General features: G+C 64.2%; 14 protein-coding genes. 9 read left to right on the top strand and 5 right to left on the bottom strand.

All coding sequences use genetic code 11. The features are described 5' to 3' along the window. Positions 1-165: 165 nt before the first annotated feature. From IP68_RS14915 to IP68_RS14875, 9 genes are all read left to right on the top strand, one after another. A complete protein-coding gene (locus IP68_RS14915) occupies positions 166-2,475 on the top strand; it encodes a TonB-dependent receptor (RefSeq protein WP_054135773.1) in 2,310 nt (769 codons plus the stop codon). A gap of 85 nt (positions 2,476-2,560) precedes the next feature. Beyond that, positions 2,561-4,021: a carotenoid oxygenase family protein gene (locus IP68_RS14910; RefSeq protein WP_054135772.1), complete on the top strand. Its 1,461-nt coding sequence runs from the start codon at positions 2,561-2,563 to the stop codon at positions 4,019-4,021. Positions 4,022-4,033: 12 nt separating this feature from the next. After that, positions 4,034-5,587: a long-chain-fatty-acid--CoA ligase gene (locus IP68_RS14905; RefSeq protein ID WP_231684062.1), complete on the top strand. Its 1,554-nt coding sequence runs from the start codon at positions 4,034-4,036 to the stop codon at positions 5,585-5,587. 143 nt (positions 5,588-5,730) lie between these two features. Further along, complete coding sequence (locus IP68_RS14900) at positions 5,731-6,729, top strand: NADP-dependent oxidoreductase (protein ID WP_054135770.1); 999 nt, start codon at positions 5,731-5,733, stop codon at positions 6,727-6,729. A 308-nt stretch (positions 6,730-7,037) separates the two neighbouring features. Beyond that, positions 7,038-7,313 (top strand): hypothetical protein, encoded by a 276-nt coding sequence (locus tag IP68_RS14895; RefSeq protein WP_054135769.1) that lies wholly within the window; start codon positions 7,038-7,040, stop codon positions 7,311-7,313. Between the two features lie 112 nt (positions 7,314-7,425). Continuing rightward, complete coding sequence (locus IP68_RS14890) at positions 7,426-8,295, top strand: alpha/beta fold hydrolase (RefSeq protein WP_054135768.1); 870 nt, start codon at positions 7,426-7,428, stop codon at positions 8,293-8,295. Further along, entirely contained in the window at positions 8,295-9,095 is an 801-nt protein-coding gene (locus IP68_RS14885) for a TIGR03084 family metal-binding protein (RefSeq protein WP_054135767.1), read from the top strand. The genes IP68_RS14890 and IP68_RS14885 overlap by 1 nt, the downstream gene beginning before the upstream one ends. A gap of 275 nt (positions 9,096-9,370) precedes the next feature. Next, positions 9,371-9,985, top strand: coding sequence for a cytochrome b/b6 domain-containing protein (locus IP68_RS14880; RefSeq protein WP_054135766.1), 615 nt, complete (start codon positions 9,371-9,373; stop codon positions 9,983-9,985). Positions 9,986-9,994: 9 nt separating this feature from the next. Continuing rightward, entirely contained in the window at positions 9,995-10,513 is a 519-nt protein-coding gene (locus IP68_RS14875; protein WP_054135765.1) for a LuxR family transcriptional regulator, read from the top strand. Between the two features lie 72 nt (positions 10,514-10,585). Here the strand turns inward: IP68_RS14875 and IP68_RS14870 are convergent, their stop codons facing one another. The 5 genes from IP68_RS14870 to IP68_RS14850 form a co-directional block, all read right to left on the bottom strand. Next, positions 10,586-11,389, bottom strand: a complete 804-nt coding sequence (locus tag IP68_RS14870) for a hydratase (RefSeq protein ID WP_082382389.1) — start codon at positions 11,387-11,389, stop codon at positions 10,586-10,588. Positions 11,390-11,436: 47 nt separating this feature from the next. Continuing rightward, on the bottom strand, positions 11,437-12,978 hold the full coding sequence (crtD, locus tag IP68_RS14865; protein ID WP_054135764.1) for a 1-hydroxycarotenoid 3,4-desaturase CrtD: 1,542 nt from the start codon (positions 12,976-12,978) through the stop codon (positions 11,437-11,439). A gap of 233 nt (positions 12,979-13,211) precedes the next feature. After that, a complete protein-coding gene (locus IP68_RS14860) occupies positions 13,212-13,481 on the bottom strand; it encodes a hypothetical protein (RefSeq protein ID WP_150126298.1) in 270 nt (89 codons plus the stop codon). Position 13,482: 1 nt separating this feature from the next. Next, positions 13,483-13,965, bottom strand: coding sequence for a TspO/MBR family protein (locus IP68_RS14855; protein WP_054135763.1), 483 nt, complete (start codon positions 13,963-13,965; stop codon positions 13,483-13,485). Positions 13,966-14,020: 55 nt separating this feature from the next. After that, positions 14,021-15,232: a geranylgeranyl diphosphate reductase gene (locus tag IP68_RS14850; protein ID WP_054135762.1), complete on the bottom strand. Its 1,212-nt coding sequence runs from the start codon at positions 15,230-15,232 to the stop codon at positions 14,021-14,023. Positions 15,233-15,239 lie beyond the last annotated feature (7 nt).

Below are 15,239 nucleotides of genomic sequence, written 5' to 3'. Positions count from 1 at the left end.
CAGCAATTCGGGCCAGCCTCGTGCTCTCATGCCCTTCACCCTAACCGATGCCGTAAGGGCCGCGACTGTCATTTTTGACACTTGAGGCAAACCTGTCCGCCGGTCATTTTTGCGCAACATGAGAAAATGGTGCGGACACGAACCGCAGCAAAAGGGGAGGCATTGATGAAGGTATCAACCTATCTGTCGGTTTCGGCATTCGCGCTGGGCCTTGCAACGCTGGCGGCACCTTCGGCTGCGCTGGCGCAGGATCAGGCGCCAGAGGGCGCCGAGGTCGCGCAGGAAACCGGGCTTCGCACCATCGTTGTCACCGCGCAGCGCCGCGAGGAATCGCTGCAGTCGGTTCCCGTCGCGGTGTCCGCGATCGATGCGCAGGCGCTTGCCACCGGCGCGGTGGACGACCTTCGCGACTTTGCCGGTCGCGTCCCCGGGCTGGTGGTCGATCCGGTCAATGCCGGGCCTTCGGCTGCCGCCATCGCCATCCGCGGCATCAGCTTCGAGGATATCGAAAAGAGCTTCGATCCCGCGGTCGGAGTCGTGGTCGACGATGTCTTCATCGGCACCAATACCGGGCAATTGCTCGATGCGTTCGATCTGGAATCGATCGAGATCCTGCGCGGACCGCAGGGCACATTGTTCGGGCGCAACACCATCGGCGGCGTGATCAACGTCCGCCGCAGCAAGCCCACCGGCGAATGGGGCGTGCGCGCCTCGATCGGCTATGCCGAGTACAACACCATCCGCGGACGCCTTGTCGTCAACACCCCGATGATCGGCGATTTCCTCGCGCTCAAGGGCTTCTTCTTCTACGACAACACCGATGGCTATCTGCGCAACGCGACGCAGAACAACCGCCGCACCAACGAATACGAAGTGTGGACCGCGGGCGTCACCGCGCTGATCACGCCGAGCGACAATATCGAGGCGGTGATCACCTATGAGCACATGGAGGAAGACGGCGAGGTCGCCACCGCCAGCGTGTCCAACGACCGCGACCTGATCTGCCTGCAGGTGCCGGTGCCGGGTGTCGGGCTGGTCCGCGCCTTCCAGATCCCGGGCAATCAGTGCAACCGCACGCCCACCAACAGCCGCCAGCTCTACACCGTGTTTGGCAATATCCAGACCCCGGTGCGCAACAAGACCGACGCGATCAGCGGCACGATCAATATCGAGCTGGGCGATTTCACGCTGACCTCGGTCACCGGCTGGCGCAAGAACAACGAGAGCGTGCGGCAGGATTTCGACTCCGCCTCGATCAACTTCTTCGATACGCTGCGAATCCAGAAGTACGAGCAGTTCAGCCAGGAAATCCGGTTTGCCGGGGACGTCACCGACTGGATGGATATCGTGCTGGGTGCCTATTATTTCGACAGCCAGTACACGCTGCGGCAGACCTCGTTCTTCGGGTTTCTCGGCCCCAATGCCAGCGCGTTTCAGCTTTCGATCGGCGATTCCAAATCCTATGCCGGCTTTGCCGATGCGCGCTTCAAGCTGTCCGACAAGCTCACCTTCGGCGTCGGTGGCCGCTACACCCGTGACGAGAAGGCGCTGGTCACCAACTTTGCGCTCAGCCCCACCGGCGTCTGCCCGGTCGGCTTTGCCGGGATCACTGCGGCATCGTGCGTCGGGGCGGAGGATTTCGGCGAGTTCACCTATCGCGCCAGCCTGGACTATCAGTTCGAAGGCGGGCAGCTGGCCTATGCGTCCTATTCGCGCGGCTTCCGCTCGGGCGGCTTCAACGGTCGCGCCGCGACGCCGACCGCGATCGGCCCCTATCAGCCGGAAATCGTCGATGCCTATGAAATCGGCCTGAAGGCGGATTGGCTCGACCGTCGCCTGCGCACCAACATCGCGATCTTCCAGACCGATTATTCGGACAAGCAGGAAGAGCTGGTGCGTCCCACCCTGGCGCCGTTCAACGCCATCCAGGCGCAGGAAACCATCGTCGAGAACGCCGCCTCGGCCCGGATCAAGGGTATCGAGCTGGAAATTGTCGCGTTGCCGATCGATGACCTCGCGTTCAACTTCTCGGCGACCTATCTCGATGCCAACTACCAGAATTTCGTGCGCGGCGGCATCGACGTGTCCGATCTCGACCTGCGCCGTGCGCCGAAATATGCCTGGTCCGCCGGTTTCGATTACACCCGCCCGGTGGGTGATGGCGAATTTCGCTGGAGCACCATCTTCCGCTATGTCGACAGATACGCGACCTGCATCGTCACCGATGGGGCGCTGCAGGCGCAGGGCATCATCACCAACGAGCGCCGCTGCGAATCCTCTGAGCGCGAGATCCTCGATTCGACCCTGTCGTACAAGCACGACTTCGGCGGTGCGAACGTGACGTTCAGCGTGTTCGGTCGCAACCTGCTCGACAATCGCGGCCTTTCCAGCACGCTGCCGGTGGCCGGTCTGTTCACCTTTGCCGGTGTCCGTCCGCCCCGTCAGCTGGGCGCTGAAGTGATGCTCGAATTCTGATATACTGTCGCCCGCCATCCATTTGCACGGGATGGCGGGCCCAGTCCCTAGACCACACCAACACGGGATCGCGACCGCGCAAGATATGGCCAAGCCCTTTCCGCCTCACCCCTATCTTCACGGCCATCATGCCCCCAACCGTTTCGAGGCCGACGCGCCCGATCTGGTGATCGAGGGTGAAATCCCCAAGGATCTCGCAGGCGTGTTCTATCGCAACGGGCCCGAGCCCTTGCACCCCACGCGCGGCGACGAGTATCACTGGTTCGATGGCGACGGCATGGTCTATGGCTTCTTCATCGAAGAGGGCCGCGTCTCGATGCGCAACCGCTGGGTGCGGACCGAGAAGTTCGAGCTCGAAAAGGCCGCAGGCGAGCGCCTGTTCGGGGTGTTCGGCAATCCGATGACCGCCGACCCCTCGGTGCAGGGCAAGCGTTACAACACCGCCAACACCAACATCATCATCCATGGCGGCAAATTGCTCGCGCTGATGGAAGGCGCGCCGCCGGTGGTGCTGGACCCGCGCGACCTTTCGACCATCGGCGAGGATCATTATGGCGGCACCATCTCCACCACCTTCTCCGCGCACCCCAAGATCGATTGCGCCACCGGCGAGATGATCAACATCGGCGCGATGATCAACGGGCCGATGGGGGCTGCGGAGATCCGCTACGATGTGATCGACCGCACCGGCGCGCTGACCCGCAGCCAGGTTATCCCGGTGCCGCACATGAGCCTGATGCACACCTTCTTCGTTACCGAAAACTGGGTGGTGTTTCCGGTGCTGCCGATCGACACGGACCTTGGCCGGTTCATGCGCGGCGGGCCGATGACCGCCTGGGTCAACGACCGGCCTTCCAAGCTCGCTCTGATGCCGCGCAACGGCAGCGCCGATGACCTGCGCTGGTTCGAGTACGAGCCGCGGCACATGTTCCACGAGCTCAATGTCTGGGAGGAGGACGGCCGGATCATCGCCGATGTCGCCGCCGCCAACGGCACCGCTCTGTTCCCCGACGAGACCGGGGTGCGCGCGACGCATTCGGGTACCCGCCAGAGCCTGCGCCGCTGGACCATCGATCTCAATGCCAACACCGACGTGATCCGCGAGGAAGTGCTCAACGAGCGCGACCTTCAGTTCCCGCGTCCCGACGACCGGCTGATGACGCGCAAGACGCGGCACAGCTTTGCCAACATCAACCTGGAATCGCGCGATGCCCGGGTCGAGGGGCTGGATGCCGCCTTGCGCTTCGACACCGTCACCGGCACGGAGGACATCTACCATTTCGGCAAGGGTGCAGCGGCGGGCGAGCTGATCTTCGCACCAAGGCTGGGCGCAAAGACTGGGCCCGAGGGCGAGGCGGACGGCTATGCCATGACCTTGGTCCACCGCGCCAATGCGCCGGGCAGCGAGCTTGCGATCTTCAATGCGCTCGATATCGCCGCAGGCCCCATCGCCCGCGTGCTGGTGCCGTTCCGCGTGCCCAGCGGCTTCCACTGCAATTTCTACTCCGCAGACGGCGATCTCTATGCCCGCGCGCTGGCGCACTGAGGGCCCGTGAGCATGATCGCCGACATGGTCGCGCGCGGCGCGGCCGCCACGCCCGACAAGCCCGCGCTGATCCAGGATGACGAGACGCTGAGCTATGCGCAGCTCGACGATCTGGTCTGCCGCTGCGTCGCTGCGCTCAAGGCCAGCGGCATCGGCAAGGGGGACCGGGTGGCATTTCTGGGCCTCAACACCATCGATTACGTGATCCTGCTGATGGCGAGCTTGCGGATCGGGGCGGTGACGGTCGCCGTCAACTGGCGGCTGGTGCCGCGCGAGATCGCCTATATCGTGAAGGACGCCGGGGCACGCTTCCTGCTGACGCAGAGCGCGGTGCTGGACAACGCGCTGGCGGTGCGCGCCGAGGCGGGACTGGCGACGATCCTGCTGGGCGATGGCGATTTCGAGGGTCGCGCGACTTTCCGGCAGTGGGTGCAAGGCTTTGATCCGGACCGCTCGCTGGCCGATCTGGCCGATGGCGATGTCGCGGTGCAGCTGTACACCTCGGGCACCACCGGTCACCCCAAGGGCGCGCTGCTCACCCATGGCAGCCTCACCGCTTCGCTCAGCCAGGGGCGCAAGATCGGCGAGGACTGGGCGGCGTGGCTGGCAAGCGACGTCTCGCTGGTGGCGATGCCGCTGTTCCATATCGGCGGCACCGCCTGGGTCATGCAGACGCTCAACGGTGGCGGCACCGGGGTGATCCTCGCCCAGCCCGATGTCGCGGTGATCATCGCGGCGGTGCAGAAGCACGGCATCACCAAGATGTTCGCGGTGCCTGCGGTGCTCAACATGATCCTCAATCATCCGGACGCCCAAGGCGCGGATTTCAGCTCGATGCGGGTGCTGCCTTATGGTGCCTCGCCGATCCCGCTCGACGTGCTTAGCCGCTCGATGCAGATGTTCCCCAATGCGCAGTTCGTCCAGATGTACGGCGCGACCGAGACCAGCGGCACGATCGTTTATCTGCCGCCCGAAGACCATGATGTCGCAGGGACGCCGCGTATGGCGGGCTGTGGCAAGCCGTTTCCCGATGTCGAACTGCGCATCGTCGGCGAGGACGGGCAGGACCGCGCGGCAGGAGAGGTCGGCGAAGTCTGGGTGCGCGCGCCGCTGGTGATGGCGGGCTATCACAACCTGCCCGACGCCAATGCCTCGGCGTTCGTCGATGGCTGGTACCGCACCGGGGACGCAGCCTATGTCGATGCCGATGGCTATCTCTATCTGTTCGACCGGGTGAAGGACATGATCGTCTCGGGCGGCGAGAACATCTACCCCGCCGAGGTCGAGAACGCGCTGCATCACCACCTTGCCGTGCGCGATTGCGCGGTGATCGGCGTGCCCGATGCCCGCTGGGGCGAGGCGGTGAAGGCGATCGTCGTGCTGAAGGATGGCGAGAATGCCGATGAGGCGGGGCTGATCGCTTTCGCGCGCGAGCATATCGCCGGGTTCAAATGCCCCAAGAGCGTGGATTTCATGACCGAACTGCCGCGCAACCCTTCGGGCAAGGTGCTCAAGAAGGAACTGCGCAAGCTCTATTGGCAGGAGGGCGAACGGCAGATCGGTTGACGCGAGAAGTCTTGGCAATGCCGTAGATCAGCCGGTCCCCCGCGCAGGCGGGGGTCCATCTCCCGACCGTTGTGCCGGGTGACAGCTTAGGAGATGGGCTCTCGCCGTCGCGGGAGACCGGAAATTTTTGGGAGACGACAATCATGACCACCACCCGCCAATGGCTGATCGCAGGCCGCCCGCGCGGTCGCCCGGTTGAGGATAGCGACTTCGAGCTTGTGACCAAGGACCTGTCCGCGCCCGGCCCCGGCCAGATGCTGCTCAAGACGCATTATCTCGCTTTCGATCCCGCGCAGAAGGGCTGGATGGAGAACATCGCCGATTATGTCGCGCCGACCGAGATCGGCGAGGTGATGCGCGGCTCTGCGATTTCCGAGGTGATCGAATCGAACGTCGGCAAGTTCCCGGTCGGAACGATGGTGATAGGGTCGACCGGCTGGACCGAATATCACCTCTCCGATGGCGAGGGGCTGGTGCCGTGCGATCCCGCGCTGCCGCCCACCGCGATGATGTCGGTGCTCGGCACCACGGGGCTGACCGCCTATTGCGGGCTGTTCAAGATCGGCAAGCCGGTGGCGGGTGATACCGTGCTGGTCTCGGGCGCGGCAGGGGCGACCGGATCGATCGTCGGCCAGCTCGCCAGGATCGCGGGATGCCGCGTCGTCGGCATCGCGGGCGGGCCCGAGAAATGCGCCTGGCTGGTCGAGGAGGCGGGCTATGACGCCGCGATCGACTACAAGGCAGGTGGCCTCAAGGCCGCGATCAAGCAACATTGCCCGAACGGTGTCGATGTCATCTTCGACAATGTCGGCGGCGCGATCCTCGATGACATGCTCGCCCATATCGCGACGAACGCGCGCGTTGTCATCTGTGGCGGAATCAGCCGCTACGAGACCGGGCAGATGCCCGCAGGGCCGCAGAACTATTTCAACCTCATCTTCCGCCGTGCGACGATGACCGGGTTCATCGTGCTCGACTGGGCGGCGGAGTTTCCCTTGATCCGCAAGCGGCTGGCCGGGCTGGTCAAGGATGGCAGGCTGACCTATCGCGAGGATATCCAGCACGGCTTCGAGAACGCGCCGCAGACGATGCAGCGATTGTTCTCCGGCGCCAATCGCGGCAAGCAGATGCTCAAGCTCTAGCCAATTCTCCACACAGGAGGGCACCCAACTCTCGCGAAGGCGGGGGGTGGCTGCTGCGCTCGGGGCATCCTGATGGCAAACCGCGCAACTTTGTTGCATTGCAATATTGTTGCGTCGTTTTCAAGCCACTGGTATAAAACGATATTTTTGCAACATGCATAAACTGCAACCAAAGCTGCAAAAATAGCATTCGCAAATGCAACATTTCTCTTTGCAACCTATCAATCGCGCACTTAAGTACAGGGTGTAACCAACCAAAGCCCTGTTCAGGGGCCAATCCCTCCCCAAGATTGAAAGGAATGCTACCCATGACCATTCGTGCTTCCGCCCTGATCGGCGCCGTGCTTCTCGCAGCTACCGCTGCTCCCGCTTTCGCTCAGGACGATGCCCTGATCTCGAAGAACCAGACCATCTATGACGCCGAAGGCAAGCGCGTCGGCAAGGTGACCCGCGTTCTCGAGGACGGCTCGGCCCTGGTCATCTACAAGGGCAAGGTCGTGCGCATCGGCGCTGCGACCCTGACCGCAGACGAAGGCAAGGTTTCGACCTCGCTTTCCAAGAAGGAACTCGCGCGTCTGGATTGATCCGTCAATTCATTCGCCGACCGGCCATGTGCCGGAAGGTAAGGGGCGGGAAAGCACGACGGTGCTTTCCCGCCCCTTTTCATTTGCGGCGAAACCCGCTTAGGGTTGCGGCATGAAACTGACCGGACCTGCATCGCACAGCTTTTTCTCGCAGCGGCTCAAGCTGCATTATGCCGATTGGGGCAACCCGGACAAGCCGCCGCTGATCCTGGTGCATGGCGGCGAGGATCACTGCCGATCGTGGGATTGGGTGGCGGGCGAGCTGATGGCCGACTGGCATGTCATCGCGCTTGATCTGCGCGGACATGGGGATTCGCAATGGACCGCCGACGGCAATTACCCGATCATGAACTTCGTCTACGATCTGGCGCAGCTGGTGGAGCAGTTCGGCTATGAACAGGTGACGATCGTCGCGCATTCGCTGGGTGGCAACACCGCGCTGCGCTACGCCGGGCTGTACCCGGAAAAGGTGCGCAAGATCGTCGCGATCGAGGGCCTCGGCCCCAGCCCCAAGATGGTGGAAGAGCGCGCGCTGACCCCGATCGACGAGCACTGGCGCAAATGGTTTGCCGACAAGCGGGCACGGGCGGCGCGCAAGCACCGCGAATATGCCAGCTTCGAAGAGGCGCTGCAGCGCATGCACGCCGAAAACAGCTATCTGACCGCGGAGCAGGCGCGGCACCTGTGCGAGCATGCGGTGATCCGCAACGAGAACGGCACGTACAGCTGGAAGTTCGATCCGCACATCCGCGTCTGGCCGATCCTCGACATCACCACCGATCAGATGCAGGCGCTCTGGCAGCGGATCACCTGCCCGACCCTGCTGTGCTGGGGCGAGAAGAGCTGGGCCTCCGATCCGGAGGCCGATGGCCGCATGGGGCTTTTCCATAACGCGCGCCTCGCCAAGTTTTCCGATGCGGGCCACTGGCTGCACCACGACCAGTTCGACCGCTTCATGGCCGAGTTGAAGGGGTTCTTGTGATGCAGCAGGCAGACGATTTCCTCACCGAATGCGATCGCATCCATGCGCTGCTCGCACCGCTCGACGATGCCGCGCTGGCAACGCCAACTGCGTTCAAGGGCTGGACGATCGGCGATATCATTGGCCATCTGCATGTCTGGAACCAGGCGGCGCAGATGTCCTTGAAGGATGAAGACGCGTTCAAGGCGTTCATGGGGCAGGTCGGCGGGATCATCCGGTCTGGCGGCGATCTGAATGCGTTCGAGCGCGTCTGGCTTGATGGCCTCGCCGGTCAGGCGCTGGTTGACGCCTGGGCCGAGACCTACCGCGCCACCGCAGCGGATTTTGCGCAAGCCGATCCGGCGCAGCGCGTGCCCTGGGCGGGGCCGAGCATGAGCGCGCGGTCATCGATCACCGCGCGGCTGATGGAAAGCTGGGCGCACGCGCAGGCGATCTTCGACGTGCTGGGCGTCGAGCGCGAGAACGGCGATGGCTTGAAGAACATCTGCGTGCTGGGCTTCAACACTTATGGCTGGACGTTCAAGAACCGCAGGCTGGATGCGCCACAGCCGGTCCCGCAGCTGCGCCTTACCGCGCCCTCGGGCGAGGTCTGGACCTTCGGTGAACCGGCGGACGGCGAGCTGATCGAGGGCGATGCGGCCGAATTCTGCCAGGTGGTCACGCAAACGCGCAACATTGCGGATACGGCGCTCAAGGTGATGGGGCCGAATGCCACCGCGTGGATGGCCATCGCGCAATGCTTCGCGGGTGCGCCCGTCGATCCGCCTGCACCTGGGGTGCGGAAACGGATAAGCATCTGAAACAGGAGACGATTTGTCTTCATCGCTTTGGCGGTTAGACACCAGGGCGTGTAGGCTTGCTGGCCGGCGGGCTGGGATCGGTCGGCCGCTTCGGTATCGACTGCCGAAGGCAATGGCGGGTCCAGCCATCCTAAGCGGTCGCTTATGCCCGGCAATATAAGCAGAGAGCCAATGGCGCTGCGGCGAGGCGATTGCGAGATGTGGCGGGTCAGCGGCTTGCTGTGCTCCCCGGAATTGAAGGGCGGTTGCTGACACCTTTCAGCAAGGAGAGTGTCATGATCGATCACGCCGCCCCCGGCCGTCGCTGGGACCCCATCGTCAGAATCACGCACTGGACGATTGCCATCGCCGTGCTAGCCAATGCCATCGTGACAGAGGAAGGCGCCGCCGCGCATATCTGGGTGGGTTATGGTCTTGCGGCCATTCTCGGGCTGCGCCTGCTGTGGGGTATTGTCGGCCCTGCCGAGGCGCGATTTTCTGCCTTCTGGCCGAGTCCCCGCAAAGCGCTGGCACATGTGCGCGATATCCGGGCGGGAAATGTTACTCGCCATGCCTCGCACAATCCGCTCGGCGCGATGATGGTCTTTGCCATCTGGGGCTGTCTGCTCACGATTATCGCCACCGGAATTACCCTGGCCGGACCTGTGCCATGGGCTGGCACCGAGTATCAGCAGGAGCAGCACAGCGTTTCTGCGGGGCACGGCCGGCAGAGCGAGGTCGAAGAGGTCGAAGAGGGCGAAGAGGGCGAAGAGGGCATGCTCGGAGAAATCCACGAGACCGCCGCAAATCTGCTCTATCTCCTTATCCTCCTGCATCTGGCAGGCGTGGTGTTCGAGACACGGCGCAGCGGCAAGCAGGTTGTGATGGCCATGTCGCCGCTGGGGCGATAGGCAAGGCTAATGAGCGCAAGGACACGCATACGCGAACGCAAGGCCACGGGGATCAGCATCCTAGTGGCTTTGCAGGCGCTCGCCTGTGCGTTTTTCCTTGCCGATCTGGCAAGCGACGTAATGACTGACGGGATCGGCCTGCATCTGGCGATCGAGATGATCGCTGCTATTGCCCTATTAGCCGCAGTGGTCCTGGGCGCGATGCGAGTGCGCGGCCTGATCACCGCAGCACGTCGGGACGAGGCTGCCGTGGCCACAGCGCAAGGTGCGCTGGGCGAACTGATCCGCCTGCGGTTCGAGGAATGGCAGCTGACAGCCGCTGAGGCTGATGTCGCCCTGTTCGCTCTGAAGGGCTGTGATATCAGTGAGATCGCAAGGCTAAGAGGGTCAGCCGCTGGTACCGTCAGAGCTCAGCTTGCAAAGGTCTATTCCAAGGCAGGGGTCGAATCCCGATCTGGGTTGATCGCATTGTTTCTGGAAGACCTGATTGCTCTCCCGGACAAAAGCAGTCGGGTACTGGGCGGATAACGCAGCGAGCAATGTCTGCGCCGCAATTCGCGCGATTGCTTCAGCCCGTCCGCTGCTTCTGGAGAGCGGGCTTCACCCCCGCCGCGGCATCCGGAACGGCAGCATCAGCTTCACGATCCCCTTTTCCAGCCGGTCGAGCGACAGGCTTTCATGCACCGCCTCGGCCTGCTCGCCGAACAATCGTGTCTTGAGTGCGGTGCGCGAATAGAAGGGGGTGTCCTCCCAGGTGCGGCGGATTTCGACCGGGGCCCCGGCATCGGCGCGGGTGATGCGCGGCATGCGCCAGAGGGTCTTGGGCAGCACGCGCTCTGGGGGCAGTTCCACCTCGCTGATCGTGCCGTTGTCGGCAAAGCGCAGACCCATGGCAAAGCGCGAATCGTCGCGGCGCTGGCCTTCGTAGAGCACCACCGAATCGCGTGCCAGATGCGCGCGCGACCAGTGCCAGTCGGAAAAGCCGCGTTCGAGTGGTTCGACACCGGCGTTGCTGTCGATATAGCCCTCGCCCTTCCAGCTGAGCGAAGGGTTGTCGAGCTTGACCTCGACGACCGCGCGCGGCGCGATCGGGCGCCAGGCGTGGTTCCCTTCCGCATCGAGCGGCCACAATGTCTGCGGCATCACCTTGGGGAACACCCGGATGGTGCCGCGTACCTTCTTGGGGAGCGGCGCGGTGATCTCCGCCAGATCGATGCGCAGGCTGTCGCCATCCCAGTGCATCGAGCTGGGGCCGATCACCAGATTGTCGTGATCGCGCGCAAGGTGGCTGCGGCCCCGCTCGGTCATGCACCAGCCGCCGCGCGGGCCATACAGCGCGACGTTCATCGCGATGTGGTTGTCCGGATCGCCGCGCCCCGACCAGTGGTAATAAGGCGAGAACACGCTGCCGATGAACGCGATGATCGTCAGACCATGCTTGCCGTCGTCACTCAGCGCGTCGATGTACCACCAGGCATAGCCACCCGCCGGGACGATCGCATCGAAGGCAGGTCCGCAAGCAGCCGCTCTGCCGCCAAGCGGCCGGAGAGACTCGCCATCGGGATCCCGGCGCCGGGGTGAATTCCACCCCCGGCCAGATAGAGCCCCGGCAAACGGCTCGCTGCCCCTGGCCGCTGGAAAGCCGCCTTCCATCCATGAGTCGCCCGGCCGTAAAGCGCGCCGCCCGTCGCCGGGAACAAACCCTCGTAATCCGCTGGCGTCACCAAATGCGAGTTGTCCGCCGTTCGGTCGATCGTCAGGCCACAATCCTCCAGGAAGCCGAAAACTTGCCTCTCGCATTGGTCGATCTCCGCCTGTGAACTTTGGAATGTGTCGCCATTGGCTGGCGCGTTGACGATAAGCTGCAGCCGTTCGGGCCCCGGCGGCGCGCGCGCCGAATGGTCGTCGCGGTCCTGCGCGCAGATATAGATGGTGGGCGCCTCGGGCACCTGGCCGCGCTTGAAGATCGAATCGAACTCGGCGCGGTAGTCGTTCGAGAAGAACACGCTGTGCCTGACCAGAGGGAAGCCCGAGGTCTTCGCGTTGATCAGCCAGGTCATGCTGGACAAGGATCGCTGCTTGGGCGGCACCGGCGGCACCGCGCGGCGCACGCCGTCCCCCAGCCGCCCGATGTTGAGCGCAGCAGGATCGCCGTTGAACACGATCGCGCGCGCGCGGATGACCTCACCCGATTCGAGCCGGACCCCTGCAGCGCGGCCCTGCTCGACCACGATCTCGGCAATCGGCGCATCATAGCGGAACTGCGCGCCGTTGCTGCGGGCAAGCTCTGCGATGGCGGTGGCGATCGAGTGCATGCCGTTGTCGGCAAGCCAGACCCCGTCCTGCTCGACATGCGCAATCAGCATCAGGGTCGCGGGCGCGACAAAGGGCGACGACCCGCAATACGTGGCATAGCGCCCGAACAGTTGCTGCAGCCGGGGATCGGCAAAATGCCGGCCCAGCGCCTTCCACATCGCCTGATAGGGGCGGATCGCCATCGTCTCGGGCAGGCGCTTGAGGCCGATGCGCGTCACCAGCGAGAAGGGGGTAGGGGCGGATGCCTCCAGATACGGCTCGCGCAGCACGTTGAAGATGCGTGCCGCCTCGCCGCAGAAGGTGCGGAAACCCGCGGCATCCTTCGCGCTGAAATACTCGCCGATCGCTGCCTCGCTGGCCTGGACATCGGCGAGCAGGTCGAACGGGGCTTCGGGCCCCCATGCGTGGCGGGCAATCATGCTCGCCGGGGTGAGCGGGATCGCGGTCGCCAGATCGCCGCCGCAATCGGCAAACAGCCGGTCGAAAACCCATCGCATCGTGAACACCGTCGGCCCGCCATCGACCGGGCGGCCCGCCGCCATCACTTCGCGCAACTTGCCGCCGGGGGTGGGCTGGCGTTCGACCACCAGCACCGGCTCGCCCGCCGCAGCCAGCAACGCCGCCGCGCTCAGCCCGCCGACGCCCGCGCCGACGACAATGATCGGCTCATGCCGCATATGGCGGCCCGTCGGAAGAAACCCAGGTCATGAAGGGATGCTAGCAGGTGTCCATAAAGTTTGACAGTTATTTGTCAGGGTCAATGGACATGTACCAAAGGGCGTGCCTTGGTCCATTCTTGGTCCCCTGCGAAGGCCGGGGCCCATCACTGGACCCCTCCACGATCAGCCAGTGGTGCGCGTTGTGCGGCAGCAGGAGATGGGCCCCTGCCTGCGCAGGGGACCGGTGAGGGTCAGGTGCTTTTGGACAACATACCGCGCCGCATCAGATCGGCGATGTGCACCGGGAACGACAGCATCAGCGGCAGCGCGATCAGCGGCCAATCCGCGCCGGTCAGCGCGCCGCGCAGCGCGATCACGATGAACACCGCAGGGCCCAGCGCCAGCGCGACATCGAGCGGCTTGCCGCCGCGCATCACCAGCCAGACGAACTCCGCCGCCAGCACGGCAAGGATCAGGTCCGCCGCATGCCCGCTGGCGAAAAAGGCGGATACCGCGTCCATCTCAGCCGAACGGGCTGTTGAGCTGGACGATGGCATAGTTGAGCGCGGCGGCGACGCTGACCCAGCCGATATAGGGCAGCAGCAGCCACGCGGTCAGTTTCGAGAAGCGCCCGCAATAGACGATCAGCACCGCGATCGACAGCCACAGCGCCGCAACCTCGATCAGCGCCCAGTCGGGTCGCTGCACGCGGAAGAACAACAGGCTCCACATCACGTTGAGAAAGCCGTTGAATGCGAACAGCCCGATGACATTGGTGCGCGCATTGCGCGTCGGCGCGGCGCGCCAGGCGGCGAGCGAGGCCAATGCGGCGAGCGCGAAGATCAGCGTCCAGGCAACTCCGTAGAGCCAGCCCGGCGGAGCCCAGCCGGGTTGGTTGAGCCCCTGATACCAGGGCCCCAGATCGGTGATCGTGGCGCCGCCCGCGGCCACGATCAATGCCGCCATCGCCGCCAGGATGACGGGCAGAAAACCTTCACGATGCATTCGGCTTCAGCCTCCCAGCTGCAAAAATCACGTCGCCGTCACATCGGCCATCATGTCAGGCCCGCGACAGCCCCAGCAGATGTCCCATATCCTTCACGAAAATCTTGGCATGCGCCACCGGTTTGCGGCGGACGAGTTCCTTGTGCATGTAGCTCTGCCAGGTGAGGTACTGGACGTCGGGATCGGCGCACATCTTGACGAAGCGCTCACGGCGCTTGTCCGACGAATACCAGAAATACTGCATGATCCCCAGGATCCAGAACACCTTGCCGTGCTTGGCCATGAACTGCTTGCGGGCCTGTTTGAGCGCCGCAGGCTTTCCGGTGACGAGGAACTGGAACACCGCGTCGGCAGCCAGCCGTCCGCAGGCCATCGCATAATAGATGCCCTCGCCCGACGCCGGTGCCACGACGCCTGCGGCATCCCCCGCGACCACCAGATCGCGGCCATTGTCCCAGCGCTTCAGCGGCTTGAGCGGAATCGGCGCGCCTTCCTTGCGGATCGTCTCGCAGCCCGCCAGCCCGATCTGCTCGCGCATCAGCGCGGTAGTTTCGCGCAAGGGAAAGCCCTTGTTGGCGCTGCCCAGGCCGATGCTGGCGGTATCACCGTGCGGAAAGACCCAGGCGTAGAAATCGGGCGAGAGCTTGCCCTGATAATAGACATCGCAGCGGTCGGAATCGAAATCGGTCGCGTGCGCGAGCGCGGGTTCGGGTGCCTTGATGATCTCGTGATAGGCGAACACACACTTGACCTGTTCGGCGCCCCTGATGTTCTGCCTGGCCACCGCCGACCGTGCGCCGTCCGCGCCGATCACCGAGCGCACCCGCACCCGCCGGTCGGGCCCGCCGCGCTCGCTGCGATAGACAAGTACAGCCATGCCGTCCTGGTCCCGGTCGATCCGCTCATAGGTCCCGGTGATCCGCTCTGCGCCGTTGATCCCGGCACGGGCGCGCAACCATTCGTCGAACACGTCGCGGTCGACCATGCCGACAAAGCCCTTGCCCTCGGGACCATCGCCGACCGGCATGTCGACCTGCCGCCCCGAAGGCGAGATCATCCGAGCCGCGCGCGCCTTGGCAACGAGCAGCGATTCGGGGATTTCGAAATCTTTCAGCGCGCGCGGCGGGATCGCGCCGCCGCACGGCTTGATCCGGCCATCGCGATCGAGCAGCAGCACCTTGAGCCCGCGCTTGGCCAGATCGTTGGCCGCGGTCGCGCCCGATGGGCCGCCACCAATGACCGCTACGTCGAAATCCGCATCCGCCATTGCTCTT

The organism is Blastomonas sp. AAP25 (assembly GCF_001295965.1).
Taxonomy (GTDB): domain Bacteria; phylum Pseudomonadota; class Alphaproteobacteria; order Sphingomonadales; family Sphingomonadaceae; genus Blastomonas; species Blastomonas fulva.
Note: the sequence above shows the minus strand (reverse complement) of the source record. Positions and strands in the feature narration are given on the sequence as shown.

Excerpts from the sequence above, each read along its gene's own strand:
- IP68_RS14900 (WP_054135770.1), top strand. The coding sequence starts at position 5,731 with ATGACCACCACCCGCCAATGGCTGATCGCAGGCCGCCCGCGCGGTCGC.
- IP68_RS14875 (WP_054135765.1), top strand. The coding sequence starts at position 9,995 with ATGAGCGCAAGGACACGCATACGCGAACGCAAGGCCACGGGGATCAGC.
- IP68_RS14905 (WP_231684062.1), top strand. The coding sequence starts at position 4,034 with ATGATCGCCGACATGGTCGCGCGCGGCGCGGCCGCCACGCCCGACAAG.
- crtD (WP_054135764.1), bottom strand. The coding sequence starts at position 12,978 with ATGCGGCATGAGCCGATCATTGTCGTCGGCGCGGGCGTCGGCGGGCTG.
- IP68_RS14880 (WP_054135766.1), top strand. The coding sequence starts at position 9,371 with ATGATCGATCACGCCGCCCCCGGCCGTCGCTGGGACCCCATCGTCAGA.
- IP68_RS14890 (WP_054135768.1), top strand. The coding sequence starts at position 7,426 with ATGAAACTGACCGGACCTGCATCGCACAGCTTTTTCTCGCAGCGGCTC.
- IP68_RS14850 (WP_054135762.1), bottom strand. The coding sequence starts at position 15,232 with ATGGCGGATGCGGATTTCGACGTAGCGGTCATTGGTGGCGGCCCATCG.
- IP68_RS14895 (WP_054135769.1), top strand. The coding sequence starts at position 7,038 with ATGACCATTCGTGCTTCCGCCCTGATCGGCGCCGTGCTTCTCGCAGCT.
- IP68_RS14885 (WP_054135767.1), top strand. The coding sequence starts at position 8,295 with ATGCAGCAGGCAGACGATTTCCTCACCGAATGCGATCGCATCCATGCG.
- IP68_RS14860 (WP_150126298.1), bottom strand. The coding sequence starts at position 13,481 with ATGGACGCGGTATCCGCCTTTTTCGCCAGCGGGCATGCGGCGGACCTG.
- IP68_RS14855 (WP_054135763.1), bottom strand. The coding sequence starts at position 13,965 with ATGCATCGTGAAGGTTTTCTGCCCGTCATCCTGGCGGCGATGGCGGCA.
- IP68_RS14910 (WP_054135772.1), top strand. The coding sequence starts at position 2,561 with ATGGCCAAGCCCTTTCCGCCTCACCCCTATCTTCACGGCCATCATGCC.
- IP68_RS14915 (WP_054135773.1), top strand. The coding sequence starts at position 166 with ATGAAGGTATCAACCTATCTGTCGGTTTCGGCATTCGCGCTGGGCCTT.